Genomic DNA, 23,615 nt, shown 5'->3' on the forward strand with positions numbered 1-23,615 from the left:
GTACTAAGGATTGGGGCGGTTGTCAATTAGGACTGCAGGCAGATTTTTTGAAAAAAATTGCCAAAATCCGCCCCGCCCTTACGGCCGTCTAGCCTCACCCCGCTTTAAGCAAAAAGCAATATCCCGGTATATCAACACTTGATCTTGTGGGCACACTTTGACAGAGCCACTAAATATTGATATCATACTAGATGTGTTAGAAATCAAGGCGCTCTGAGACTTCTTTGGCAAAGCGCGGCCGGAACCCTATTACCCTTTATCCTATAAAACTATTCCCAAATCCGGCCAAATACAAGAGCGTCCTCCTTTCTGGCATAACCGTCATAAACATCAAGAGCACCCGCCAGCCAGCGGGTGCTCTTCTTTTTTTGCTAATTTCCCAGGATTTTACAACTCAAACCATACGGCTGACAGATTTTCTGCCAGCCGTATTTCTTTTATGCATGACTTTCCAGAAACGCGAGGATCTCAGCTTTAGTTCGGGTACTTTTATCAATAGCTTTTAGTAATTCCTCCTGCTCCCGGTGCTTCTTGAGCTCATAGAGAGCATCTAGTTTCTGCGATACTTTATCGCAGCGCTCTTTAAGGCGCCGGAGTTGTTCTTCGGTTTGGGAGATCTCGGCTTCAATTGTCTTAATACTCTTCGTTCTCGGCATCTTCATCATCATCTTTCTGTTCTTCTGGCATTGCGGCGTTCTGGATATCTTTTCCAATCAGTCTTGCCTGTGCCTTGATCCATTCTTCGTCCAGTCCAAAGGCCCCTAGTATTACTTTCTGGGTAGCTGTGACTGCGTGATCTAGCTTATAATTGCCGTTCGGTTGGCGTATCAGCTCAATCTTTTCGAGCTCTTTCAGTGCTGAAGGTACGCTCAAATAGTTAGGCTTGCCCGGCATTTCGGCTTTGCGCTTTCTCAAAAGCGTGTAGATTCTTGCACGGATTATCAAAGCGATGAACTGAATGAAGATCTTGGCTTCGGCTGCTTGACTGCTTGCGACTCTGAATGAGCGATTGCCAAGGAAGGCCTTATCACTGCCAAACAGCTTCTCTGAGATATCGCGGCTCTTGTAAAGATTCAAGGCTTCAGAGGCCGTCATCTTTTCGGAGGTCACGATCGCGAAATAGCCGCACAGCTGCAGCTCTCGTTCGATGACATCTTCCCGTTCCTCGTAGCCATAGAACTTGTCTTTGTGGTAGGTGAGCTTGAAATAATGCTCGTATCGCTTTGGAAGCTTGTATTCTCTGCCTTTTATCTTGTCCATCTCGGCTTCCATTCTGTCCAAATCAGCTTCCAGTCTAGCACGCTCGCTAGCCTGCTTCTTGGCCTTGTAGTAGATGTGGAAATAGCGGTCAGTGTCGTCATCCGCGTACAGCTTGGCTTTAACCGTTATGCCATAAGTCCGGTAAGCCTTGATGGAGCAGGCTCTCTTTGATTCGAATTCACCCATGTGCTCCATAATCAAGCCGTGTACAAAGGAGGCCCTGCCTTTAACCATCATCACGAAATCATAGTCGCACGAGTCCATGAATTGGATGTTAGCCTTACTGAAGTATCCACGATCAAGGATGAAACCTATCTTCTTATAGCCGTAGCCGCGAATCTTCTCCAGCATGTATTTCAGCTGCGAGACATCCACGATACTGCCCGGGTAGCTCTCGTAAAGCAGGGGCTTCTCATTGGTCATGTCGTAAGCAATCGAGTAGTTGATGATTGGCGCGCCAACGTCATTCTTAGGGTGACCGTATTCCGCCATCTCAATATCTCCAGCCTTGCAGTTCTTGTTGGTGGACTCATAGGAAACGTAGATTTTCTCGTTCTTGTCGTGGGTGGCGTTCCAGCTGTTCAAGAAGTCGACCCTGTCATTATCATCGATCTCGCGAATGAAGCGCGAGATTGTAGAGTCGCTGTAAATCTTGTTCTGTGGCGTCATCAATGGGTGGTTGTAGGCATAATCCGGGAAGTGCTGAGCCACGTTGCTTTCTGCGATAACTGAATACGCGGCGAGATCAAGAAGCAGCCCTTTTCCCCGGTCATCCCAACGCTTCAAATGTTCAGCCAGCTTGTAGTCTTCAATAATTCGTCTGACTACAGAGAAGGCACCAATGCGGATACAGCTGCTTCTGGATTCGCTGACTGGCTCAGCCGCCGTTCCTTCGGCGGGAATCTCGATATCTGGGAAGAACTTTTCGAAGTTGGGGTTAGGAAACATCATTCCAGGATGATCTGGGTCAGCTTTCCCAATGGTCGTTCTTCTAGCAACGTTGTATTTCTTCTCGGGAAGGTACTCTCTAGCATAAGTGTATTCGATGTAGGTAGTCTTACCCCGTTTATTTCTGGAAATTTTACCAGTGTTCTTAGGAATATTAACCAGGCAGTTGTAGTACATGATGGCCTCCTTTGCTGAGTATGATATCATACTCAAATTATAACATAGAAAAGCACATCAATGCAAGCAAAGATGTGCTAAAAATACAGTATTTTTGCGGGTTTAGGGCACTTTCTCAGAGGACTTGAGTTTGATTGCTCTGGGAAGTTAGCATTTTTACAAGTCAATCACACAGGTGTAGGCCTAGCTCCATCACCCGGTCGTAGTCGATCGTGTACCAGAGGGTGCGGTCTTGCGGATCGGAGTTGTAGCTGGCGACCCGGACGAGGCCGAGGCGGCAGAGGTCTTTGAAGTAGCTGCGAAGCGTGGTCTCTGACTTGATCCAGGGGAAGACGTCGCTTTGCCAGGAGGCGATGGAGCGGCAGACCCAGACGGCGCCGTTTTTGAAATTGGTGGAGTCGCAGAGCTGGTTGTGGAGCTGCTGGAGGACGATCGCCTCTTGCAGGCTGCCAAGGGAGGCGGCGAGGTCGGGGTAAACCGCGATTGGGGATGCGTCGAATAATAGTGTCATGTTTTTCTCCTTTCCGCCAAGTGGCGGGTAATTTACGATGTGTTAATTTGGAAAAAATCCTTCCACTATTACTAACGATTCGAGATGGTAAAGTTCGCCAAAATTTGGTGGGAATGTTGGGAAAAATAATCGAGCAACCTGGGGGATGCTCGATTTTGTGGGGGGCATCTTTCGATTCAAGCCCCCCTTATATTTTAGGCCCTGGTATCACACTTAATCTATTTTCTAAATTCATCTTATATATGAGGTTCTCACCATGCGAATTATCTAAAGTACTACCGTAATCACTTAAAAGCTTATATAACCTGGTCGTAGCACCTTTTCTCTCACTGAAACTTTCAACATCAGTTTTTCCAGGTTTATAGTAGTATTCAACTTTGCATCTTGAGTGATACAGATCGTTTTCATCAAACAATGCTTCAAAATACGAGTAATCTGCTTTGCTTAACGAGTGACCGTAAATTGTGATTACATTTCGATTTTTATACCCTGCTGAGCTTCTAATTGCATTTACATTCTCTTCAACTACTCTATAGGACTTCGTAAATGCGATACGTAAATCATCTTCATCAGAAATATTGTGACTATCAATTCCAAATATTGGAGAAGCGAAATTCGGATCAGGTAAATTATTTGATAGCCCATGAATGTTGGTCCATGTTTTTAAACTATAATCGCCTATAAATTTATCCCACATATCCTTAAATACTTCATCCAAAGAATAGTTAAAACTCAACACATCAATTTCATCATTTTCCATTTCTTCAGTAGTTACCGTATTTTGAGGATGAATTGATATTTCTTTTAATAAATCAATTGCCTTACGGATATAGCTATCTTCTGAGACGGTTTGATCAAATTGCTTTGAAATAAATTCTCCAAAGACAAATTCAAATTTATTTAATTCAGTTAGCATCTCAGTGGCAATTTCATTTTTATCGCCCTCTCCAACAAAAGAAATTTTATTTACTACTTCTCTAAAAAGACTACGTCCGCTATTATGTCCAAATTGAATTCCTATATCATCACTATATTGGACATTGCTTTTAATTTTACTTCTCGGCACGAATAAGATAGAAAGCACCTCTAAAATTATAGTTTCAACATCTTGCCATTCATACGACTTTACATCTTTCCCCACACATATCTGCGCAAATAGGAAAATAATATCCCAACGATTTAGTGTAGTGTTTTTTGACCACTCCTTAGAATATGCTTTAAACTTATCAGACTCTGGTAATTTATCTTTAACATATGCAGAATATTCATCTGTTCCTTTCAGTTTCACATATATTTCGTTTCGTTTCTTATTCAGGATGTTAGACATCTTATTTAAGTTGTTAAATTCTTGATTATTGCTATCACAAAATAGTTCTTGAAACCTATTTAAAAAGAAATCAGAATAGTTACTTTTCAGTCCACATGCGAGATCGAAACCATTTCCTAAAACAATAAGTTGCTTCAAATTCTTCCATCCTCTTTCACTAAAATCGGTATTACATATGCAACACTAACTTTCAATTAGAGCATTGTCTTCTCTATGAGAGTCTACCATAGTTTAGCAGAGCATAGAAAATAACCTTTAATCTCTGTTAACTTTAAAAAATCACTTTTTTGGGAGCAACATAAATTGGTAGACCTTTCAGAAGAGGTTAAGGGGAATGATGGTGTGGTAGATGGGCTCCCTATCCTAACTATTTCTGCTGCAAATGGTTGGATGAATCAAAAAGATAGATTTTCTCAAGTCATCGCAGGAAGCGAATTGAAGAAATATACTTTACTAAAAAAAGGAGAACTTTCATATAATCACGGCAATTCTAAACTAGCTAAATTCGGTGCCGTCTTTGAACTTGATTCATATAAAGAGGCTTTAGTGCCTAGAGTTTATCACAGCTTTAAAATGGTCAATGGAAACAGTCCATCCTTTATTGAGTATTTATTCGCTACTAAGCGTCCAGATCGTGAGCTTTCAAAGCTAATTACATCTGGTGCTCGAATGGACGGGTTACTCAACATAAATAAGAAAGACTTTTTTGGTATAAAGCTAAAAGTACCTACACCTCAAGAACAAACAAAAATATCAAAACTTCTGAGAGGACTAGATCGCACTATTACCTTGCATGAGGAAAAGCAGAGACAGCTAGAACAGCTTAAAAAGGCACTTCTACAGAAGATGTTTGCTGATAAAAAGGAATATCCTGAGCTTAGGTTTAATGGATTTAGTGATAGTTGGAATAAAAACAAAGTTTCCGAGTTATTTACAATTACACGGGGATATGTACTTCCGGCAAAAGATACTAAGCCTACCCCAGAAGGAGACTATTGTTATCCTGTATATTCGTCTCAGACAGCACAAAATGGTCTCATGGGATACTACAACAAATATCTATATAAAGACGCAATCACCTGGACAACCGATGGTGCTAATGCAGGAACAGTCAGATTTAGAACGGGAAAATTTTATTGTACAAATGTTTGCGGAGTTCTCTTAACTAAGAAAGCAAAAGCATCTGAAATGATAGCAATGGCTTTGAATAAAGTGACTAAGAAATACGTTTCGTATGTTGGTAATCCCAAGCTGATGAATAATGTGATGGGAGAAATCGTAATCTCCTTGCCTACAAATACTGAAGAGCAGAACAATTTGTCTTTTCTCTTTAATAATCTAGAAAGAGCTATTATACTTACCGAGCATAAGATTGAACAACTAAAATCCCTCAAGCAAGCCCTCTTACAACAAATGTTCATTTAACCTAAAATCTCCCTAGCAAGATATTTGCTAAGGAGATTTTTTATGCGAAAGAAACAAATTTTACTACAAGACTACTTTGCCCAGTGGATCAGCGTCTACAAAGATGGCGCTGTACGAGAACGTACTTTGGAAAAGTACTGGCTATCATATCGGCACTTGAAAAAGATTGCACCAGATTTGAAGCTAGTCGATGTAACACGACTTGAGTACCAACAGATCCTCAATACTTTTGCCAAGACTCACGAAAAAGCTACAACGATGGACTTCCATCATCAGCTAAAAGCGGCCTTGATGGATGCTTACGACGAAGGCTATCTCAAACGTGACCCGACACGTAAGGTTGTTGTGAAAGGCAAAGAACCATCTGAGAAAAAGGCCAAGTATCTCAACGAATTTGAGCTTAAGCTGCTTTTACGTCACTTAGACCTGTCCACTTTTCCTAGCTTTGATTGGCTGATTCTAGTAATTGCCAAAACTGGGTTGCGTTTCGGCGAGGCTTTGGGAATTACCAAAAACAATATCGATCTAGAACACCAAACCATCAACGTTGATAAAACTTGGGATTATAAGAGCTATTCTGGTGGTTTTAGACCGACCAAGAACACTTCATCAGTCCGTAAAGTATCGATTGATTGGAAACTTGCGATGCAATTGAACCGAGTTATTCAAGATTTTCCTGATGATAAGCCATTATTTGCTCAAAAGCGTGTCTTCAATTCAACAGTAAATAACATTCTGAAGAAGTACTGCGAGGAGTTAGGAATAACTGTCATCTCAGTGCACGGCCTACGCCACACTCATGCATCACTACTACTTTTTGCTGGTGTTTCGATTGCAAGTGTTGCAAAAAGACTTGGGCATGCCGATATGACGACTACTCAGCAAACATATCTCCACATTATTCAAGAGCTTGAGAATAAAGATAACTCGAAAATCATGCAACACTTGGCTTCGCTGTAAATGTAAAAGGATAACGACTGATTTGTCGTTATCCTTTTTTGCTTAGATGAACATTTGTTGGAGTAGAGCTCGTTTTAGTTGTTTTAAGTATTCAAGCTTTTGTGCATGAAATGTGATAGTATGATCAAGAATTTGAAAAAATTTACCAATTTTATGCTGCTCATTATATGTTATAGGAACAGGTATGTTTCCAGAAAGCCATTCTTCATTTGAAATATTCATTGTGTTTTTAGCACCTTTTCTAACCAAAGGTGCTAAGTAGTAATTAGTTCGAAAAGGTATATCGAAGTAAGAATATATATAATGCGGTGAGATACCTTCTCTAGCTTTATTAACTATGTACAAAGGTGATACGATACCTGTTTCGTCTCCGACAATTTTTATTATTCCGTATGGCTTTTCTTTTAAAGGTGATTTGGTATAAATAATATCGTTTGAATCGACAATTTTATATTTTGATAAATCATCACCAGCAAAACTTCTGCCATGAAACTTTATCTGATTTACACAACCAAATTCATCAGATACTGCTAAAACATCTTCTTTTCCGAATTTAGTTTTATTTTTTTCATTGTAAATCTTGAGTATTTTTCCGAGCTTAATTATTTTCCAAGATCCATTGAATCCTTTGAATCGAATTTCCGGATACCCAGTCTTATCAGCAAACATCTTCTGCAAAAGCGCCTTCTTAAGCTGTTCTAGTTGCTCCTGCTTTTCCTCATGCAAGTAAATAGCGTGATCAAGAGATTGAAAAAGTTTGCCAATTTTTTCTTGTTCAGGTTCATTAGGGTGAAAGATTTCTGCTTTCTTTAAATCGTTAGAATTAATACTTTCAAAAGTTGAGCCGGTACTATACTTCCTCCAAAAGCTATCTTGGTTCATCTTATCTAACAATTGATAGATAAATTTATTCCCTTTTATTGCAGCAACACCTCTACCAATTACTATAGGATAATTTGTTATACCTACATCACCGACAGGTGCTCGAACGCTTAAAATAATATCATCTTTATCAGCCGTTTTAGTAACTTGTTTAGTCCAAACTCTAGGGACAACATGACCATTTTCTAAGTCAGCATTTCCTTGAACTAAAATATGGTCCTCTAGATTATCGGTATAATTTATCGAACTAGGTGACTGTCCCATGACAATTTTAACTATATCCCCTAAATGTCCATGCTCCCAATCGTCAGTGAACCCTTTAAACCGCAGTTTTGGAGCCTTTTTTTCGTCTTTTGCATCCCTTTTAGTCATGCTTAAACACCGCCTTAATAGCGTCAATCGTGCCTTTCGTTTCCTCAGTCACAGCAAGATCATCAACCAATGACAAGAATTCAGCTTCACTCTCCGCAATCTGCTTATCCGTCTCTTGCATCTCCTTGCTCAAAGTCACGATGTCAATTGGTGGTTCTTCTTCAAAAGTATCCACATACCGAGGGATGTTAAGGTTGTACTCGTTCTCCTTAATCTCATCCATCGTTGCTAGGTGAGCGTACTTAGCAACGTCTTCCCGCTTCTTGTAGGTCTCGATAATCTTGTCGATATCCTCATCCCGCAAAATGTTTTGATTTTTTGCCTTCTCAAAGCCCTTTGAAGCATCAATAAACAGCACATCCCGGTTATCTCTATGCTTCTTCAACACCATCACAATAGTTGGAATCCCAGTTGAATAGAATAAACCTGCAGGCATCCCGATAATTGCGTCAATTTGTCCCTTCTCAAGCAAGGCTTTCCGAATTTTGCCTTCACCGGCACCGCGGAAAAGTACGCCGTGCGGTAAAACGATCGCCATCGTACCGTCTTCTTCCAAGTGGTACAAGCCGTGCAACAAGAAAGCATAATCTGCCTTACTCTTAGGTGCCAAAGCCCCATAGTCCTTAAAACGTGGATCCTTCATCTTACCTGCTGCAGCATCCCAGTTCTGTGAATATGGCGGGTTTGCCACAACGGCATCAAAGAAGTGTGGATGATCAACCCCATCTTTATCTAACCCATCTGGCCAGTCTTGCTCCAAGGTATCGGCGTTCTTCAGCGTCATGTTGTCATAGTCGACGCCGTGCATCATCAGGTTCATCCGGGCCAAGTTGTAAGTGGTCGTGTTTAATTCTTGACCAAAGAAGTTGACTCTCCCCTTCTTGTGCCCATTTGGAATCTCATCCCGCACTGTAAGCAGTAAGGAACCAGATCCCATAGTCGGGTCGTAGATAGAGAAGGTTTCCTGCCCCATGTCCAGGTTAGCTGCAACTAACTTAGCCAAAACCTTGGAAACCTCGTGCGGCGTGTAGAATTCGCCAGCCTTCTTACCAGAGTTGCTGGCAAACTGCTTGATTAGGTATTCATAAACATCCCCTAAGATGTCATGACCTTCTTCATCATAATACTTAAACTCGTTAACCATCTTAGCCGTAGCAATCAAAGTCTTAGTTCTGGTTGCCAAGTTATTACCCAATCGGCTGTTGTTCAAGTTGATATCTGAGAAGACCCCACCAAAGTCTTGCTTAGCTGACTCGTTCAACTTAGCATTCTCTTCAAAGTGGTCAAACATGTTCTGGAAGTCTTCAGCGGTAGCCTTGCTATCATGAATCTTTCCCATCAAAGTGGTCCAGGTATCTTCTGGAGCAATAGCATAGCCAAGTGAACCGGCAATTTCTTCTAGATAGTCTTCTAAGTCATCGCCAGTTGCTTCTTCCCGGTAGACCTCATTAATCGATTTACCGTCTTCTGCCTCCAAAATGTCATTATCAATAAAGTATTCTTCTTGCTTTTCTGACAAATAGCGGTAGAACATAAAGCCCAGGATATAATTCCGATATTCACCGGCATCCATGGTTCCCCGCAATTCATTGGCCATCCCCCACAACTTGCTTGAGATGTCTTGTGCTTCTGACATTATTTTCTCCTTAATACTTCCGTTTAATTAAATCAGCAAAGTTCTTTACGGCTTGCCGCAATTCTTTACGATATTTGATCTTGCTTAAAGCTCTTACCTTTTCATCATGAGCATCAACCTTATAAGTCTTTTGAGCTTCGTTGATGATATTCGTCAATTCACCTAGCGTGTCCAAATCATCCATTTCCAAGGTGTGGTAATCGATGATCTTATTAACTTCCTGACTGCTTTCCAGGTTAGACAAGCCCCACTTTTTCTTAAAGTCAGCAATTTCACTTTTTTCGCTATTATTTGCATGTTCATCCATAAGCTGACCCATGTCTTGCCCTTGCAGTGGGTAGTTTACAGCACCGACTGTTTTATTAAACAGGCCCTTAATGAAATTCGTTAATTTAGCTACAAACTTCTTGTCTTCAATGGTATTACTCATGCTTTGCAGCTGCTCGTGAGTCTGCTTGGCCCCTTCTTCATCACCATCGTGCAATTGGTTGGCTAGCTGAGCTAAAAGTTCATTGATGTAGTCGTAGTTAACCCGTACGTCCTTGATGTGTTCCATCTTAAAGCTGAGGTTAAAAATATCCGCATTTTCATGGCTTCTTTGAGCAATTTCCTTTTTCAGCTTGGTCAAGATTGGACCGGTCAAGGCCACTTCATCTTCTTTGTTTAATGGCAATTGATCAAAAAGCTTTTCCGGATGTTCCCGATCATAGTTGTCATCTTGCTTGATTTTGACCATCAAGCCGTTGTACTTGTGCATCAGCTGCCACAGTTCAACTTGATCGCTCTCACTAGGTGGACAGGCTGTAAAGTGGTCTGTCTTTTGTTCAATTTTATTAACAACTTTGATCTGCTCTTTGATTAAGTCTTCAAACGGGACCTCGACAATATTCACAGGATCAAGGAGTTCTTCTTGATGCATCGCCGACTGCCGGTTAGCATATACCGTCAAGGCCTCGTTCATCAATTTTTCTGAATAGTGCGGCCAGCGGTAATTGACAATCCGGCCAAAAGGCTTGCTGTTCATGTCCTGAACCCGGTTGGTTCTCGAGTATGCCTGAATCAGGTTGGCCCCTTGCAGGGTCCGGTCAACGTACAAGGTATTCAGCATCGGCGCGTTAAAGCCCGTCAGCAGCTGGTCAACCACAATGACGATATCTAGGTTCTTTTGATCATCGCCCAAGGTTCTAGCCAGCCGGTTCACCACGTTTTCGGTATATTCCTTAACCGTGCTATCATCAAAGCTGGTCCCAAATTCTTCGTTGTAGGCCTTGATTGCCCGGCTGAGTCCCCGGTTATTTTCCAGCTGGTTATCGCCGTTTGAGTTGTCTTGGCTAAAAGTGATCGCCACCTTTAACCGCTTCGATTCTGGCTCTTTTTCATTCTTTTCCCGAAAAGCATCAAAGTACATCATAGCCATTGGCGTTGATGCTTTGCCCCCACCTACGTGGGTCGTGAGGAGCGCACTGTACTTGCCGCCGTTTGACCGGTTGGCCCAGTACTTGTAAATATCGTCAACGACCAGCTTCACGTGAGCCTGGTTGTTGTCATAAACGCTGGGCTGCAAGACGTCGTCCATGTCTTCTGGCGTCAGGTGCTGGATCCGGTTCTGAATTTCTGCATCCGTCCACTTGGGATGCAGATTTCTAAAGTATTTTGGCAAATATTCTTTTTCTAGCGACTCTTTAGGTAGAGTGGTCTGGAAGTCGACCTTAAAGCCCAAGACGTTGTGGTCGGCAATCGCTTCTCTAATCGTGTAGATGTGCAGTGGGTCGCCAAAAATTTCTTGAGTCGTATTGCCTTTATTCTTGTGCTTAGGATCGTCAAAGACTGGCGTCCCCGTGTAGCCCACCCAGGCTGAGTGCGGGAAGGCTTTTTTAATATCACGGATCATTTCCCCGCTAGTAGACCGGTGAGCTTCGTCGACGATGAAGACCACGTGCTGGTCGTCAGTGTACTTGTGCCGTCTAACCAGGGTCGCCATCTTCTGCGTCGAGGCTACAATCACGCTGCTGCCCTTTTTCTTCAGCTTGCGCTTTAAGTCAAAAACATTGGCGGCGTCCATAACCACCCCGCCAGTGCTGGATTCTGGGTCGTTGTCAGGGTCATAAGCTTGGTATTCGGCCACGGTCTGGTTGGTCAAGGCTACCCGGTCAACCATGAAGACCACCTTGTCAACATTAGGCTGTCTTGCTGCTAGCCAGGCTGCCTTGAAGCTGGAGATTGTCTTACCGGACCCCGTCGTGTGCCAGACATAGCCTAGGCGCTGGTCGCTCACGTCAAAGTCATGAGCCCGAATTTGGTCCATCACCTTGCGGGTGGCGTAAACCTGGTATGGCCGCATGACCTTGATCATTTGGTGGTGGGGCGTCCCGTCCAGGATCATGTAGTTAGTTGCCAGCTGGTGGGCCATGGGGATGGACAAGACTTTTGACGCAAAGACCTTCCAGTCGTGGACCGGCCGGTTGGTTTGCTCATCTTGCCATTCAAAGGCAAAGTCAGTATTGAAGTGGTCAGCATCGTTTGGCATGGCCATGTAGCGGATTTCGTTTCTGGTCATCCCCACTAGAATCTGCAAGGTCGAGAAAATGCCGGTATACTGACGCTCATCAACATACTGCAGCATCTGGTTGAAGGCTTCATCAGTGCTGATGGAGGCTCTTTTTTCTTCGATTTGGATGATTGGCAGACCATTGATCAGCATGGTTACGTCAAACCGGCGCGGTCTTTTGCCGCTGATAACGGGCTTGCGCTCAATCTGGTTGACGATCTGGTAGACGGTGTTCCCGCCGCCGATTTGGTCCTGGTCAAAGACAGTCAAGATGACCTGCTTGCCATCGTCCCGGCTGACGGCAACTTGGCTCTTGCCGCCAACGCCATACAGGAACATCCCGGCTTTATAAGGGTTGTCCAAGGCTTCGATTTCACGTTTAACCTGGCCAAATTCAGTCTTGGAAAGCTTTTTGCCATCAAGCTTGTCCATGTTGTTGCGCTCTAAGATGTCTTGAAAGTTGTCCCAGAGCTGGTTGGTAGTTTTGATGTTAGGCACATACTTCCACTGGCGGGTGGCGCCGACATGCTGCAAATATTCGATTAATTCATTTTCAAAGGCGATTTCGCCTGGATCGATTTCAGTCATAATTTTTCTAATTTCCTCTTTGAATGGTGCTTTACACTTTTGGGAAAATGTAAAGGCTCTCTTTTAATTTTATGGGTTATCAGAAAAAAGCTCAAGGCGTAAACCCTAAGCTTCTCTGAAAGTATTCAATTTTGAGGAGATTTTACAATCCATATTTTGGATCTTTTACTTTTTCGAACTAAAAGCTTTACTCATCTTCACTAATTGCTTAGTTGTGTAGTACGGCACTTCTTCGTACATAATCCCCTTCTTGTTCTTCCAGTTTACTGGAGTAAGCTGTGGTCCCATTGCCCAGAAGCGGTAGTTGTGCCAAGAACCTGGGATTTTATCTTCTGATAAATATCTGTGCATATATTCTTCAGTATATGTCCCTTCTTGAACATCAGTGACGGTAAAGAGAACTTTCTTCTTTTTATTAAGGGCTTCAACAGCTTGAAAGACGATTTTCTGGCGAGATTTTTTGTAGCGATTTAGGTCACTCGTCTTTCTAATATCCGCATGATAATACATATTCCACTTTTCACTATGCCGTCTGGACCACGCAATTCTTGCCTTAACACTAGCAGTCGTCTCCACGCCATACTTGCCGTTGGTGTACTTCACTTTAGGATAAGGATCCTTGGGGAAGAGCTCACTGGACTTCTTTTTAGTCGCCTTAGCTTGAACCCGATCAGCCTGCTTTGGCAAATAGGTTGCACCTGCCAGGGATACGCCAGCCAGCAAGGCAACTGTCGCTTTCTTTAACTTCATCTTTTTCTCCTTCGGTCACACAGCAATAATATGTTTATGGTTAAATTATAGCATAGACAAAAGAAAATCCCGCTCCCCATAAGAGCAGGATTTTTCAACAGCTAATACCCAATCACAAACTTTTCCACCACTTCACTCACGTAAGGCGGAATCTTGTCCATCGCCAGCCATTTTTCTTCAATTCAGCTTAGCGCCTATGCCATTGGCACTTAAGCGCTTTCGTTAAATCTGCTGTTCTCGTAGCCAGGGGCGGGGTTCAGAGAGTAAAATTAGAATTGATTAGAAAAGGAGGCGCCGCCATGACCGAATACACCCTAGCCCAAGTTGATCTCTTACAGTTCAACTGCCGCAAAGCCCTGAAAAACTTGCTGCCAGAAGACCAGCAGACGCTGAGATCTCAGTGGAGCCCCGATAGCAAAGAGCAGAAGTTTGAGCACGTTTGGTCCTCAAATGCGATTGAGGGGGCAAAGGTCGGGCTGCGAGATACCACTAAAATTTTGGACAAGGGCCTCACAGGCAACGGCAACCGAATCAGTGACCTTTTGGCCACCCTGGACCTGGGCCGCGCCTATGATGACATGCTCTTTTTTGTCAAAAATCAAACGCCTATCAGCGAGCAAATGATCAAAGAACTCCACTACGACCTGACCAAGCTGTCTGAGCCAGACATTTCCGGACAATACCGGACAACCGCGGTGCATCCCGCACAAAGCACGCATAACCCTTACAGCCAGCCTTTTGAAATCCGTCCGCAGATGGAAGACCTGGTCAAGTGGATCCCTGACGCCCAAGCACGCCTCCACCCCGTCGCCTTCGCCGCCCAGCTGCACTTGAAGTTCGTGACCATCCATCCCTTCCAGGATGGCAATGGCCGGCTGGCGCGCCTCCTCATGAACATGGCCTTGCTAGAAAATGGCTACCCGCTCGTCAACATTTTGCCAGACAGCGATCACCGCGGCGCCTATCTTGATGCACTTGAAGCGTGCCAGACTAGTAACGGCATCGATGGCGCACCGCTGGAGAACCTGGTCGCTAGCTATGTCGGACAGATCTACAAAAATCGGCTGGCCGCAATTAAACTAAAGGGCAGAGAACGCGAGTGGAAGCTGGACCGGCATGATGAGTTTAGTTTTAACATTGGCTATAAGTGGCAATCTTTGGGGGATGCGATCTACGATGAGACTTCTCCAGTATCTGTGAGATATCATCATGCACTAAACAAAGTCTTCAAGGACCATTTTGATGATGGCTATAGTTTTTATATGGCAGACGAGATCTCCAATGGCGTTGCCAACGATACCGCTTGTTACTGGGCTCGTTATTTTGCCGCACGGGTCTTATTTGCGGATGGAGCCAGCGATGCTGAGATCATGAAGCGGCTAGATCAGTTTAGATTCGACGATCTCGACTGGAATGAAGAGAAATTTCAGGAAACTAGCAAACAGGCGCTTTATCGAGCTCGAGTAGACCTATTTATTCAATTGTCCGACAAATTTCCCGAGCTAAATGACTCTCTAATTCAAATGGTTTCCAATGAAGTTTATAACGGATCAACTGAATTTAGAAACTATGTTAAAAAGTATTGTGCCGAGCACGGTAAAGAGCCCGGCTACCTTAATTTTAGTGAATTAACGTAAATCTCGCCCCTTATCGGGGCGAGATTTTTTATAAACATGGACCGTCAGGGCCAAGCAAGGCCTCCTTTGTATATCATCTAGATTAAACCGTGTCCCCTTTCTATATCATCTAGATCAAACCATGTCCCCTTTCTATATCATCTGCGTTCAAAAATAGTCACTCTCGAAGGTAGTTAATATACTCGGAAGACTTTTTCCCAGCTAGATGATACACAAAGAAGACCTCCGTCCAGCTAGATAATATACAAAGGAGACCGATCTATTACACTAGCCGTCATTACCACTAGCCAAACCAGCTTAACCTCCAGAAATAAAAAATCCCGCCCAAACCGGGCAGGATTTGCTACTTCGCCAATCTCTCCTTAAGCTGCAGAACCTTTTTCTCAATCTGCTGGATCACTTGCTTAAAAACCTCATCGCTTTGGCCAGTGGGATCTTCCAAGTTCCAGTTATCGTCAAAATCTCGGCCGATGTATGGACAGCCAACGTCGCAGCCCATGGAAATGGCGATGTCCGCCTGGGGAATCTGGTCAATTAGCTTGCTGTACTGGCCCTCGGCCTCCATGTCGATCCCGTACAAATCCTTCATCAGCCGCACAGCGTCCTGGTTGATTGCAGGCTGGACTTCGCTGCCGGCGGAATAGCTGGCAAAAACATCCCCGGCTAAGTGACGGCCCAGGGCCTCGGCAATTTGGCTTCTGCAAGCGTTGTGGACGCAGATGAAGGCGACTTTGGGTTTGTTGGTCATTTTTTGCTCCTTAATTGCTTTTTTACTAGATTTTAGCAGATATCCAAAACAAAAAGCTGCTGGGCATCCCTGCCCAGCAGCCTACCTAACTACGCTTCACCCAGCGCTTCATCAATCGCCCGCTCGCCATCGTGCATCATCAGCACCTTGCCCACCGTGTTGTCGTGAGCCAGGCTGCCAGCCAGCACCTTAGCCACGTCCGGAATCGCATTGCGGCCGTAACCACCATCGTTGATAGCCACCGTCCCCGTTGCTGCCCGCTCTTCCAGGATGCCAGGCTGCACAATAGTCCAGTCAAGCCCCGGATGGTCGATCAGCCAGCGGTCGGCGTAGAACTTAGCCACGTTGTAATCCATGATGGAGGCCAAGGCCGGCACGCTCGCCCACTTGTCTTGTTCCAGGGCAAAAGTGGAGCTCAGCTGTACGAAGCGCTTAGCGCCAACCTTTTTGGCCGCTTCTTGCAGCTTCACCGACCCGTTCAAGTCCACTTGCAGCAAGTCCTTGCCCCGTGAACCCGCGGTAAAAAGCACCGCGTCATTGCCATCGATCAGCTTGGCCAAATCGTCCACTGACGCGTGCAGGTCCATCGCCGCTTTTTCCGCCCGGTCGTCGACCGCGTCCAAATGGCGCGCACCCGCCGTTACCGTGTGACCCGCTGCCAGTAACTCTTTCACAACTTCTTGGCCAACCCGGCCGCTAGCACCAGCTACAAATACTTTCATGTTGCTCTCCTTGCTCTTTGCTAAAAATCTTATTTTACTAAAATTCTAACTTTTTGTAAGTAATAAAGCAAATAAAAGCACTCCTACAGCTGTTTCAGCACTTCGCCAATATCACCGTTTAACACGATCACCCGCTCGCCAAGCGCCGCCCAGGAGCAGATGATGCGGGCCTTTCTGCGGTCCAGCAGCTACGAATTATCCTTTTGGCAGATGGCCTGTCAAAAAGAAAGCTGGTACGACCTAGTTTAAAGAAGTCGCTGACGATGGTCAGCAGCTTTTTTGCCTTGCGGCTAACAAGATTCCGGGGCACGGACCTACCCAAAATCGCCATGGCTACGTTGTCAGGGGGCACGGACCTATCCAAAATCACCATGGCTACGTTGTCAGGGGGCACGAACCTAACCAAAACGACCATGGCTACGTTGCCAGGGGGCTACCGCCAAACAAGACAAAAGAAAAAGATCAAGATTTCCAAATCCGGAAATCTTGATCTTTTTAATTATTCTTCAACAGTCGTTGAAACTTGTGGCACGCGTGGGTAAGCTGGCGCTGGATCAGCAACTCTTGGGAACGTGACCTTTTTAGCAAGAGACTTCTTAGTTGATGAACTAGTCTTCTTTGATGATGACTTTGCGGCGGCCTTTTTCACAGTCTTCTTAGCAGCCTTCTTCTTAGCTACCTTTTTCACAGTCTTCTTAGCAGCCTTCTTCTTGGCTACCTTTTTGACTGACTTCTTAGCAGCCTTCTTCTTAGCTACCTTCTTAACTGACTTCTTGGCCTTCTTAGTAGCTGCACTAACCGTAGCAGTTTGGGTTGGCAAAGCGGCACCTACGCCCGCAGCCAAAGTAGCAGCAACAGCAATATTTGCAAGAATTTTAATTACTTTAGTCATCATCTTCACCACAATCACATTAATTCGCACATCTTTAACTAATTAGATTGTATCACCGATTGATAAGCAATTCTAATTAGTTTTTATCAATCATTTAGCCCAGGGCGGCCCCGATGGCTACGGTCAATCCGGCTACTTTATTATCTAAATCCATAGATAGTTGGTTATACTTGTTAGTTACCTGGCTTGGCAAAAAAAGTCTTCTACGCTTGGCGTCAAAGCAGTAGGCAAGCACAAGCTGGTTGACCGGTCTGGCAACTACTTCATCAGAACCAACCAGGCTGAATTTTTACAATCACAAATCGAAAGCAAGCTGCCAATGAGATCATGTCCGCCTACAACTTGGCCGTGAAGGGGCAAGTTGACCTGTAGCTGGCTACTGGATGAACGACTACGCCGACCCAATGAGGAAAAGCGTACCACCCGGTACTTGCCGGTGTCGCCAAAACGGGTCAAAGCCCATGGCTGGTCGTGGTTGTTCCAAAAGAGGGCGTTCCAGCCGCCGCCTTGGTCCATTTTTTCCTGCCAGTCGGTAAAAAGTTCCTTCAACTTCATAAAGTCAAATGGCCTCTTTGACCACTTTTCTCTGTCTTTGTAGTCGACCTTCAAGTGGTGGAAGTTGAAGACCGCGGTAGTATTCAACCGCCCGGGCATAGTCGCCCGCTCGGTAGCAAGCTGCCCCGTGGTCATTCAAGGCCTCCCCGTCGCTGGCATCAAGAGCCTTGAGGTCATCTGCCGTCAATTTAAAGTTGCCACACATCGCTTTGTCCCCCTTCGCAGCCTTTAAAATGTCAGCCGCATCTGATACCAGGTCACCCCGCCGTGGGTTGACCCGCTGACGCCCTCGTTCTTGAAGCCAAACTTAGCGTAGTAGTGAACGAGGCGGTCCTTGCAGGTCAAGACCAGGCCTTTGCGACCTTGCTTCTTGGCATCCTCGATCGCGGCCTTAAGCAAGTCCCCGGCATAACCATGCCTGCGGTAGGCTGGCAGGGTGTTGACGCCGAAAATCATCTGCCAGTCCCCGTCTTCCTGGTGCAGCTCAGCCCGTTCATACATCTCATCCGTTAAGTCTGCCTGATCGGTTACGAACCCGTCGACAAATGCTACCAGCTGGTCGCCATCAAACATGAGCCAAAAATGATTGCCATAATGCTTTACCCGATCAGCAAACTCTTCAGCCGTTGCCGCTTCTGCTTTAGGAAAGCACTTGGCTTCCACTGCCGCCAAAGCCTCCAAGTCGTCCGCCGTCGCGTGTCTGATTTCCATGATTATCCCTCCTTTTTGGCTTTTATCCAAACACAAAGACGCGGCCTCTGCCGCGTCTTTGTTTGAGCCATTAGTTATGACACTGAGTTTAGAAGAGTTCAGGATGATTCTCCAGTGAATCCTCTTCCGTGATTGCCCGGATTGGGCGGCATGGCACGCCAACGGCCAGCGTGTTCGCGGGAATGTCCTTGGTGACCACGCTGCCGGCCCCAATCACGCAGCCTTCGCCAATCGTCACGCCTCCGCAAACAGTGACATTCCCTGCAATCCAGCAGTTGTCGCCAATCGTGATTGGCTTGGCGTATTCCTTGTCATTCGTGCTGCCGTCGGGTTTGACGTACGGGTTTCTGTCCTGCCAGCGCAGGGGATGCATTGGCGTCAGCAAAGAGACATTGGGCCCCATAAAGACATTGTCGCCAATCGTCACCGGACAGCAGTCAATACAGGTGAAGTTGAAGTTGGCGAAAGCCCCCTTCCCAATCGAGGTGAAGCAGCCATAGTCAAATTGCACCGGTCCCTGCAGGTAGAAAGAATCCCCCGCGATTCCGAGCTCCTTGAGCGTTTCCTGGCGCTTGGGATCATTCTCCAGGAGGTCATTGTATTCCTTGCTCAGGCGGTGGGCCTTGGCTCTAAGGGTGGATAATTCTGGGTCGGTCGGGTTATAGATTTTCCCGGCCAGCATCTTTTCCTTTTCGGTCATTTTTTTCTCCTTTAAGCGTGATGCAGCAATTGGCCGTTCTCTTTTCTATGCTTAAACACAAATCCGGCCAGCAACGCAAGATTAACGCTGCATGTCCAAGATAATTCATATTCTAGCAGACGTCAATTGCAAGAATAAATTTTATATAAAAATATCAACTATCTGCTGTCAGCTCTCACGTAGAAAGTGCCTCGGCCAGATCCCTTCCGGATGACAAGCCCCTCTTCAGTGAGCGTCTTTAACGCGGCAAGTGCCGATGACCGGCTGACGCTTGGGCAGTGGGCCAGCACGTCCGTGCTAGTGAATTTGCCAATTTTTTCCAGGGCGTAGTGCTTCACGATATCATATGCCGTGCCGCCTTGACCATGTTCAGACATTAACCCAACACGTTCTTCGAACTCAGTGTAGCAAGCTAAGATCACCTGCAGCATGTAGCGGATGAAAGGCGCTGGATCATTTTTCTCTTCATGCCAGCCCAAGTCAATCTGCTGCAAAACATAGTAGTAGCGGTCCTTAGTTTTTTCAATCTGCTTTTCAATACTGATGTACTTTCCGACATTGTAGCCGCTCTTGTATAAAAGAAGCAGGGTTAACAGCCGGCTCATTCGGCCGTTGCCATCATTGAAGGGGTGAATGCAAAGGAAATCGCAGATAAAAGCAGGAATCAAGATTAATGCATCAATTTGCTCGCTTGCGCTAGCCTGCTCATAAGCATTGCACAGTCTTTCCACAGCTTCCGGCGTATCGGCAGGCGAAACCGGGACAAATCTAGTAACCGACGTTCCATCAGGCCTGGTTTCATTGATATAATTCTGGGCACTCTTAAAGTGGCCGCCATAAGAGAAGCCAGCTTTTTTTAACAGATCCCGGTGGAGCTGAAGAATGTAAGACGGCCTAACGGGGATATACTCATAGCTCTCGTGGATTGTGTTCAGAACATCCCGATAGCCCATGATTTCATCTTCATCCCGGTTTCTTGGCCGCGTTTTTTCGGCAAAAAGTTGCTTCATCCGCGTGCTTGTCGTCACGATCCCCTCAATTTTGTTTGAGGCTTCGGTACTTTGGATCTTGGCTATTTCAACCAAGCGGTCAAGCTTCACGGGCTTTTGCCGGAAAAACAGGTCCTGTCTTCCCTTGCATTCATGAATCTTGGCCACGAGGTTGACTATGTCCATGTTCCAGGCTTTTTCAGCAAGTTTGCTGTAATCAAATGACCTCATAAGTTTCCTTTCGTCCAACCAACTCTTTTTTCGTCCAATTTTGCCCGATTTTGGACGAAAAAACAAATAATTGGACTAAAAAAGTCCCTTCACGCTTAAACATGAAGGGACTTCACTATATCTTGGTCGGTTGACCGACTAAGTTATTTTTGCCGATATAACGCCAATCAAGTCTTTTTTAATCTGTTAGTTTCACAAATGCATGATAGATTGCCTGGTAATATTCTACCGCGTCTTGACCAGTTGAAAGGCCAGAAACACTGCCGTCTCCTGCTTCAATGATCTTCCACGATCCGTCCGCTAATTCAGCGTAATCGATCGTGTAGTACGGGCTATTTAAGCCACGATATTTTTCGGCCAATTCCATCGGTAACTTATTTACGGACTTTGGCTGCTTCGAATTTTTGCTTATGCTGATGATTTTTCCATTTGCGTAAAATACCCGGAATTCATTTGTCATGCCATCATAACGTTTTAGGTCTAGATATTCTTTGACGCAAATTCCCCCAGTAAGAAGATTGCCCCGGTATTTGTAAAAAATCTTCATTGCCTCATCGAATTCTGCTTGGCTTGTCGACTGGTCAAAAAAGGCTGGGAATTCAGTCCCTTTCACCGATTTAACGCTGTCCTTGACCATGAAGCGGTTAAAATGACTCTTCACAGTTTCCAGATCTACCTTTTGATCTGGAAAATAGATCATCTTTGCCGAGTCATCTTTAATCAGCGGATAGACATTTTGAAAGAGATGCATGTTCGAGTAAGCTTCTGGCTTGGTCAACAAGTGAATTCCATTAGCGTCAAGCTCCTCGTAAAGCCGCTGATATTCCTCCAGTTTTAGCATCCAGCCCCGGTAAATAACAGGATTTGAAATGTTGCCGTGATCGGTCAGCTTGAGTTTGTCTCCCGCCAGCCAATTGTCGTAGTTAAACAAGACCGTGTTAAAAAGCTTTGTTTTTTCAGCGGCTTGAAATTCTTCACTCATATCATCGTCTATGACACGATAATTCATGTAACTGCCAGGAAATAATATCGTCATCTTTTTCATCGTCGTTACTTCTTATTATTAGAGTCGTAATTTAATGTCTTTCTCTACCAGATTATGGAACACGAACTACAACTGCCAGCTTCTCATTTATCTTTTTCTGGTAGATTTCATTGTTCTTGACAATTTCGATACTGGAATCAATGATCGTTTTCTTGTATGAATCAGGATCAGGGATCATATCTTTCTGTTGTTCGAAGGTCTTAATCTGTGACCACATTTTTAAAATCTGAGGATCAGCATTTTTCAGAAAGATTGCAGTTTTTTGATTCGAGCTCCCAATGTAGTCGATCATATCTTTTTCCCAAAGCGCGACGATACTATTGATCAAGTTTTCGCCATATGAATCAGAATTTGTTAAAAGAAGTTGCGGATTTGTTCCATAACATAAATAGTCAATTGAAACATCCAATGCTATTGCGATATTGGCAATAGTATCTAATCCAGGCTTCTTCTTACCTGTTTCATAATTGCTAAGGGCAGTGCTACTGATCCCTATCAATTCTGCACATTTAATTTGTGACAACTTCTTTTTTATTTCTTGCTAATCTAATATTCTTTCCAATAATGTGTTGATCTAATTCCATAGCAGCTTTTATCCTTTTGATTATCACTAAAGTATATTCGATTACATTTTTAGTGTACCGCACTTTAACAAATGTATAAAACACTGCGACGCACTCACCAATATTTATTGCCTAAAAAACTGAGCCTAAAAATCCTCATGTTCATCATGGATATGAACACAACGAGAATGACGGTATTGCAAAAGCTGCTCATCTAACCTTAGAAGAGAAAAAATGGTATATCGTGCACGACATGCTTGGAAAAAGCGAAAGTCTGATGTTTGGGCAAATACAAGATTTGATACTCATTACAGGAGAAAAAAAGAATGAAGACAAACAAAGATCACGTAGAAGAAAATAAGCCTTTCACTTGGGAAAGTTTTATGTTATCTGAATCATAGAACGAATTTCCGGAAAGAAAGGACGATCCACCTTTAACAATGGATTTTCTTTTCTGGTATCACGGTATTAGATATATCATTACCGCCGCCTACGGTGACGGTGGCTACATGATTGCCGAAGAACTCAGCGGAAAAGTCATAATTCAAAATAAGAATTTCCGTAAGTTGGTAGAAGACGTTCCCTTGTTTGAAGGTAAAACTTTCAAGGAACTTTTGCCCGATTTAGACGTAGAATATTAGCTCATCAACCAAAAAAAGCATCCCTGGCAGTGAAAGGACTTTGTTAATTGGCCATAAGCTATTCCTTAGTCAGCACGGTCACGCATTCAACGTGAAACGAGACAGTGAGGAACATAATCACGTCGGTTCTTGCTGTCTGGGAATTGCTCAAAGCAGGGACATGCTATTCGGGAATTTGTCAGAAATATGATGTTGCTCCATTACCTTCAATGATATCAGCGACTTTGCAAAACACATTGAACTGGAAGTTATCGATCTGACTTTAATAATGCATAGATGCTCACATCGCAGACACCCTGATTATTTACAGCCGCGCTTCTTAGGGTACCTTCATATTTCATTCCGCATTTTTCCATAACCAGTCCTGAATGAGGATTATTTACATCGTGTTTTGCCTGGACGCGATTTGCACCGACCTGATCGAACATAAAATTAATTACTGCACTCAACGCTTCCGAAGTTATTCCACGGTTCCACCACGGTCTGCCAATGCAGTAACCGATTTCTGCCATCTGCGTTTTTTCATTGATTGATACAACAGATATTGAACCAATCGGTTCGTTGAGATTTTTCGGCACAATTGCCCACTGATAAAAGTCCGGCTTTTCATAGGACGCAGTCCATTCATTCAATATATGAATTCCGGTATCCAAACTGGTATAAGCAGGCCATGTCAGAAACTTTGTAACCTCTTTGTCTGATGCCCAATTCTGAAACATGGCCTCTGCATCTTCGACCATAAATTCTCTTAACAACAGCCTTTTCGTTTCTATCGTATAGGTTCCACAATGATTCAT

Annotated in this window: 22 protein-coding genes and 1 pseudogene; 4 read left to right on the top strand and 19 right to left on the bottom strand. The window is 44.3% G+C overall.

Annotated features, from left to right (window positions below):
• Window positions 1-437: 437 nt before the first annotated feature.
• From FC20_RS03105 to FC20_RS03120, 4 genes are all read right to left on the bottom strand, one after another.
• The gene (locus FC20_RS03105) at window positions 438-668 is read right to left on the bottom strand and encodes a hypothetical protein (protein ID WP_002880222.1); all 231 of its coding nucleotides are present in this window, start codon (window positions 666-668) and stop codon (window positions 438-440) included.
• Window positions 634-2,385 carry an IS1634 family transposase gene (locus FC20_RS03110; RefSeq protein ID WP_056945312.1) on the bottom strand — a complete coding sequence of 584 codons (1,752 nt, stop codon included), beginning with the start codon at window positions 2,383-2,385 and terminating at the stop codon, window positions 634-636. Before FC20_RS03110 ends, FC20_RS03105 begins: the two co-directional genes overlap by 35 nt.
• Window positions 2,386-2,548: 163 nt before the next feature.
• Window positions 2,549-2,896 (bottom strand): hypothetical protein, encoded by a 348-nt coding sequence (locus FC20_RS03115; protein WP_008460241.1) that lies wholly within the window; start codon window positions 2,894-2,896, stop codon window positions 2,549-2,551.
• Between the two features lie 187 nt (window positions 2,897-3,083).
• Window positions 3,084-4,361: an AbiH family protein gene (locus FC20_RS03120; RefSeq protein ID WP_008460240.1), complete on the bottom strand. Its 1,278-nt coding sequence runs from the start codon at window positions 4,359-4,361 to the stop codon at window positions 3,084-3,086.
• A 165-nt stretch (window positions 4,362-4,526) separates the two neighbouring features.
• On the opposite strand from FC20_RS03120, the gene FC20_RS03125 reads away from it, so the two are divergent.
• Both FC20_RS03125 and FC20_RS03130 read left to right on the top strand, forming a co-directional pair.
• Window positions 4,527-5,648, top strand: a complete 1,122-nt coding sequence (locus tag FC20_RS03125) for a restriction endonuclease subunit S (RefSeq protein WP_056945313.1) — start codon at window positions 4,527-4,529, stop codon at window positions 5,646-5,648.
• A gap of 42 nt (window positions 5,649-5,690) precedes the next feature.
• Window positions 5,691-6,608: a site-specific integrase gene (locus FC20_RS03130; RefSeq protein WP_008460532.1), complete on the top strand. Its 918-nt coding sequence runs from the start codon at window positions 5,691-5,693 to the stop codon at window positions 6,606-6,608.
• A gap of 42 nt (window positions 6,609-6,650) precedes the next feature.
• Here FC20_RS03130 and FC20_RS10010 read toward each other — a convergent pair whose 3' ends face one another.
• The 4 genes from FC20_RS10010 to FC20_RS03150 form a co-directional block, all read right to left on the bottom strand.
• Window positions 6,651-7,862 (bottom strand): restriction endonuclease subunit S, encoded by a 1,212-nt coding sequence (locus FC20_RS10010; protein ID WP_082610473.1) that lies wholly within the window; start codon window positions 7,860-7,862, stop codon window positions 6,651-6,653.
• Window positions 7,855-9,498 (bottom strand): type I restriction-modification system subunit M, encoded by a 1,644-nt coding sequence (locus FC20_RS03140; protein WP_008460271.1) that lies wholly within the window; start codon window positions 9,496-9,498, stop codon window positions 7,855-7,857. The genes FC20_RS10010 and FC20_RS03140 overlap by 8 nt, the downstream gene beginning before the upstream one ends.
• 10 nt (window positions 9,499-9,508) lie before the next feature.
• A complete protein-coding gene (locus tag FC20_RS03145; RefSeq protein ID WP_008460273.1) occupies window positions 9,509-12,634 on the bottom strand; it encodes a type I restriction endonuclease subunit R in 3,126 nt (1,041 codons plus the stop codon).
• A 165-nt stretch (window positions 12,635-12,799) separates the two neighbouring features.
• Window positions 12,800-13,384: a hypothetical protein gene (locus FC20_RS03150; protein WP_008460274.1), complete on the bottom strand. Its 585-nt coding sequence runs from the start codon at window positions 13,382-13,384 to the stop codon at window positions 12,800-12,802.
• 299 nt (window positions 13,385-13,683) lie between these two features.
• Here FC20_RS03150 and FC20_RS03155 point away from each other — a divergent pair, with 299 nt between their 5' ends.
• Entirely contained in the window at window positions 13,684-15,021 is a 1,338-nt protein-coding gene (locus tag FC20_RS03155) for a Fic family protein (protein WP_008460276.1), read from the top strand.
• Window positions 15,022-15,364: 343 nt separating this feature from the next.
• Here the strand turns inward: FC20_RS03155 and FC20_RS03160 are convergent, their stop codons facing one another.
• From FC20_RS03160 to FC20_RS03200, 10 genes and pseudogenes are all read right to left on the bottom strand, one after another.
• Entirely contained in the window at window positions 15,365-15,769 is a 405-nt protein-coding gene (locus FC20_RS03160; RefSeq protein WP_008460277.1) for an arsenate reductase/protein-tyrosine-phosphatase family protein, read from the bottom strand.
• Window positions 15,770-15,858: 89 nt separating this feature from the next.
• A complete protein-coding gene (locus FC20_RS03165; protein WP_008460278.1) occupies window positions 15,859-16,491 on the bottom strand; it encodes an NAD(P)H-binding protein in 633 nt (210 codons plus the stop codon).
• A gap of 499 nt (window positions 16,492-16,990) precedes the next feature.
• Window positions 16,991-17,383, bottom strand: a complete 393-nt coding sequence (locus tag FC20_RS03170; RefSeq protein ID WP_008460279.1) for a hypothetical protein — start codon at window positions 17,381-17,383, stop codon at window positions 16,991-16,993.
• Window positions 17,384-17,806: 423 nt separating this feature from the next.
• Window positions 17,807-18,010 (bottom strand): annotated as a pseudogene (locus FC20_RS10015) (alpha-amylase family glycosyl hydrolase); the annotation flags it as partial.
• Window positions 17,943-18,143 (bottom strand): hypothetical protein, encoded by a 201-nt coding sequence (locus tag FC20_RS10480; RefSeq protein ID WP_008460283.1) that lies wholly within the window; start codon window positions 18,141-18,143, stop codon window positions 17,943-17,945. The pseudogene FC20_RS10015 and the gene FC20_RS10480, both read right to left, overlap by 68 nt.
• 23 nt (window positions 18,144-18,166) lie before the next feature.
• Window positions 18,167-18,649 (bottom strand): GNAT family N-acetyltransferase, encoded by a 483-nt coding sequence (locus FC20_RS03180; RefSeq protein ID WP_008460285.1) that lies wholly within the window; start codon window positions 18,647-18,649, stop codon window positions 18,167-18,169.
• An 88-nt stretch (window positions 18,650-18,737) separates the two neighbouring features.
• Window positions 18,738-19,349 carry a sugar O-acetyltransferase gene (locus FC20_RS03185; protein WP_008460287.1) on the bottom strand — a complete coding sequence of 204 codons (612 nt, stop codon included), beginning with the start codon at window positions 19,347-19,349 and terminating at the stop codon, window positions 18,738-18,740.
• Window positions 19,350-19,507: 158 nt separating this feature from the next.
• Window positions 19,508-20,569, bottom strand: a complete 1,062-nt coding sequence (locus tag FC20_RS03190) for a Fic family protein (protein WP_008460288.1) — start codon at window positions 20,567-20,569, stop codon at window positions 19,508-19,510.
• Window positions 20,570-20,747: 178 nt separating this feature from the next.
• Window positions 20,748-21,614 carry an ATP-grasp domain-containing protein gene (locus tag FC20_RS03195; RefSeq protein WP_008460291.1) on the bottom strand — a complete coding sequence of 289 codons (867 nt, stop codon included), beginning with the start codon at window positions 21,612-21,614 and terminating at the stop codon, window positions 20,748-20,750.
• A 52-nt stretch (window positions 21,615-21,666) separates the two neighbouring features.
• Window positions 21,667-22,137: a helix-turn-helix domain-containing protein gene (locus FC20_RS03200; protein WP_008460294.1), complete on the bottom strand. Its 471-nt coding sequence runs from the start codon at window positions 22,135-22,137 to the stop codon at window positions 21,667-21,669.
• 480 nt (window positions 22,138-22,617) lie between these two features.
• Here FC20_RS03200 and FC20_RS03205 point away from each other — a divergent pair, with 480 nt between their 5' ends.
• A complete protein-coding gene (locus tag FC20_RS03205) occupies window positions 22,618-22,818 on the top strand; it encodes a hypothetical protein (protein ID WP_008460296.1) in 201 nt (66 codons plus the stop codon).
• A gap of 248 nt (window positions 22,819-23,066) precedes the next feature.
• On the opposite strand, the gene FC20_RS03210 is transcribed toward FC20_RS03205, so the two are convergent.
• On the bottom strand, window positions 23,067-23,615 hold the full coding sequence (locus FC20_RS03210; RefSeq protein WP_008460298.1) for a GNAT family N-acetyltransferase: 549 nt from the start codon (window positions 23,613-23,615) through the stop codon (window positions 23,067-23,069).

The organism is Lactobacillus equicursoris DSM 19284 = JCM 14600 = CIP 110162, from assembly GCF_001434815.1.
In the GTDB taxonomy this organism is placed as follows: Bacteria; Bacillota; Bacilli; order Lactobacillales; family Lactobacillaceae; genus Lactobacillus; species Lactobacillus equicursoris.

Coding starts and splice junctions, on each gene's coding strand:
- FC20_RS03105 (WP_002880222.1), bottom strand. CDS start 668: ATGATGATGAAGATGCCGAGAACGAAGAGTATTAAGACAATTGAAGCC.
- FC20_RS03110 (WP_056945312.1), bottom strand. CDS start 2,385: ATGTACTACAACTGCCTGGTTAATATTCCTAAGAACACTGGTAAAATT.
- FC20_RS03115 (WP_008460241.1), bottom strand. CDS start 2,896: ATGACACTATTATTCGACGCATCCCCAATCGCGGTTTACCCCGACCTC.
- FC20_RS03130 (WP_008460532.1), top strand. CDS start 5,691: ATGCGAAAGAAACAAATTTTACTACAAGACTACTTTGCCCAGTGGATC.
- FC20_RS10010 (WP_082610473.1), bottom strand. CDS start 7,862: ATGACTAAAAGGGATGCAAAAGACGAAAAAAAGGCTCCAAAACTGCGG.
- FC20_RS03140 (WP_008460271.1), bottom strand. CDS start 9,498: ATGTCAGAAGCACAAGACATCTCAAGCAAGTTGTGGGGGATGGCCAAT.
- FC20_RS03145 (WP_008460273.1), bottom strand. CDS start 12,634: ATGACTGAAATCGATCCAGGCGAAATCGCCTTTGAAAATGAATTAATC.
- FC20_RS03150 (WP_008460274.1), bottom strand. CDS start 13,384: ATGAAGTTAAAGAAAGCGACAGTTGCCTTGCTGGCTGGCGTATCCCTG.
- FC20_RS03155 (WP_008460276.1), top strand. CDS start 13,684: ATGACCGAATACACCCTAGCCCAAGTTGATCTCTTACAGTTCAACTGC.
- FC20_RS03160 (WP_008460277.1), bottom strand. CDS start 15,769: ATGACCAACAAACCCAAAGTCGCCTTCATCTGCGTCCACAACGCTTGC.
- FC20_RS03165 (WP_008460278.1), bottom strand. CDS start 16,491: ATGAAAGTATTTGTAGCTGGTGCTAGCGGCCGGGTTGGCCAAGAAGTT.
- FC20_RS03170 (WP_008460279.1), bottom strand. CDS start 17,383: ATGACTAAAGTAATTAAAATTCTTGCAAATATTGCTGTTGCTGCTACT.
- FC20_RS10480 (WP_008460283.1), bottom strand. CDS start 18,143: ATGTGTGGCAACTTTAAATTGACGGCAGATGACCTCAAGGCTCTTGAT.
- FC20_RS03180 (WP_008460285.1), bottom strand. CDS start 18,649: ATGGAAATCAGACACGCGACGGCGGACGACTTGGAGGCTTTGGCGGCA.
- FC20_RS03185 (WP_008460287.1), bottom strand. CDS start 19,349: ATGACCGAAAAGGAAAAGATGCTGGCCGGGAAAATCTATAACCCGACC.
- FC20_RS03190 (WP_008460288.1), bottom strand. CDS start 20,569: ATGAGGTCATTTGATTACAGCAAACTTGCTGAAAAAGCCTGGAACATG.
- FC20_RS03195 (WP_008460291.1), bottom strand. CDS start 21,614: ATGAAAAAGATGACGATATTATTTCCTGGCAGTTACATGAATTATCGT.
- FC20_RS03205 (WP_008460296.1), top strand. CDS start 22,618: ATGGATTTTCTTTTCTGGTATCACGGTATTAGATATATCATTACCGCC.
- FC20_RS03210 (WP_008460298.1), bottom strand. CDS start 23,615: ATGAATCATTGTGGAACCTATACGATAGAAACGAAAAGGCTGTTGTTA.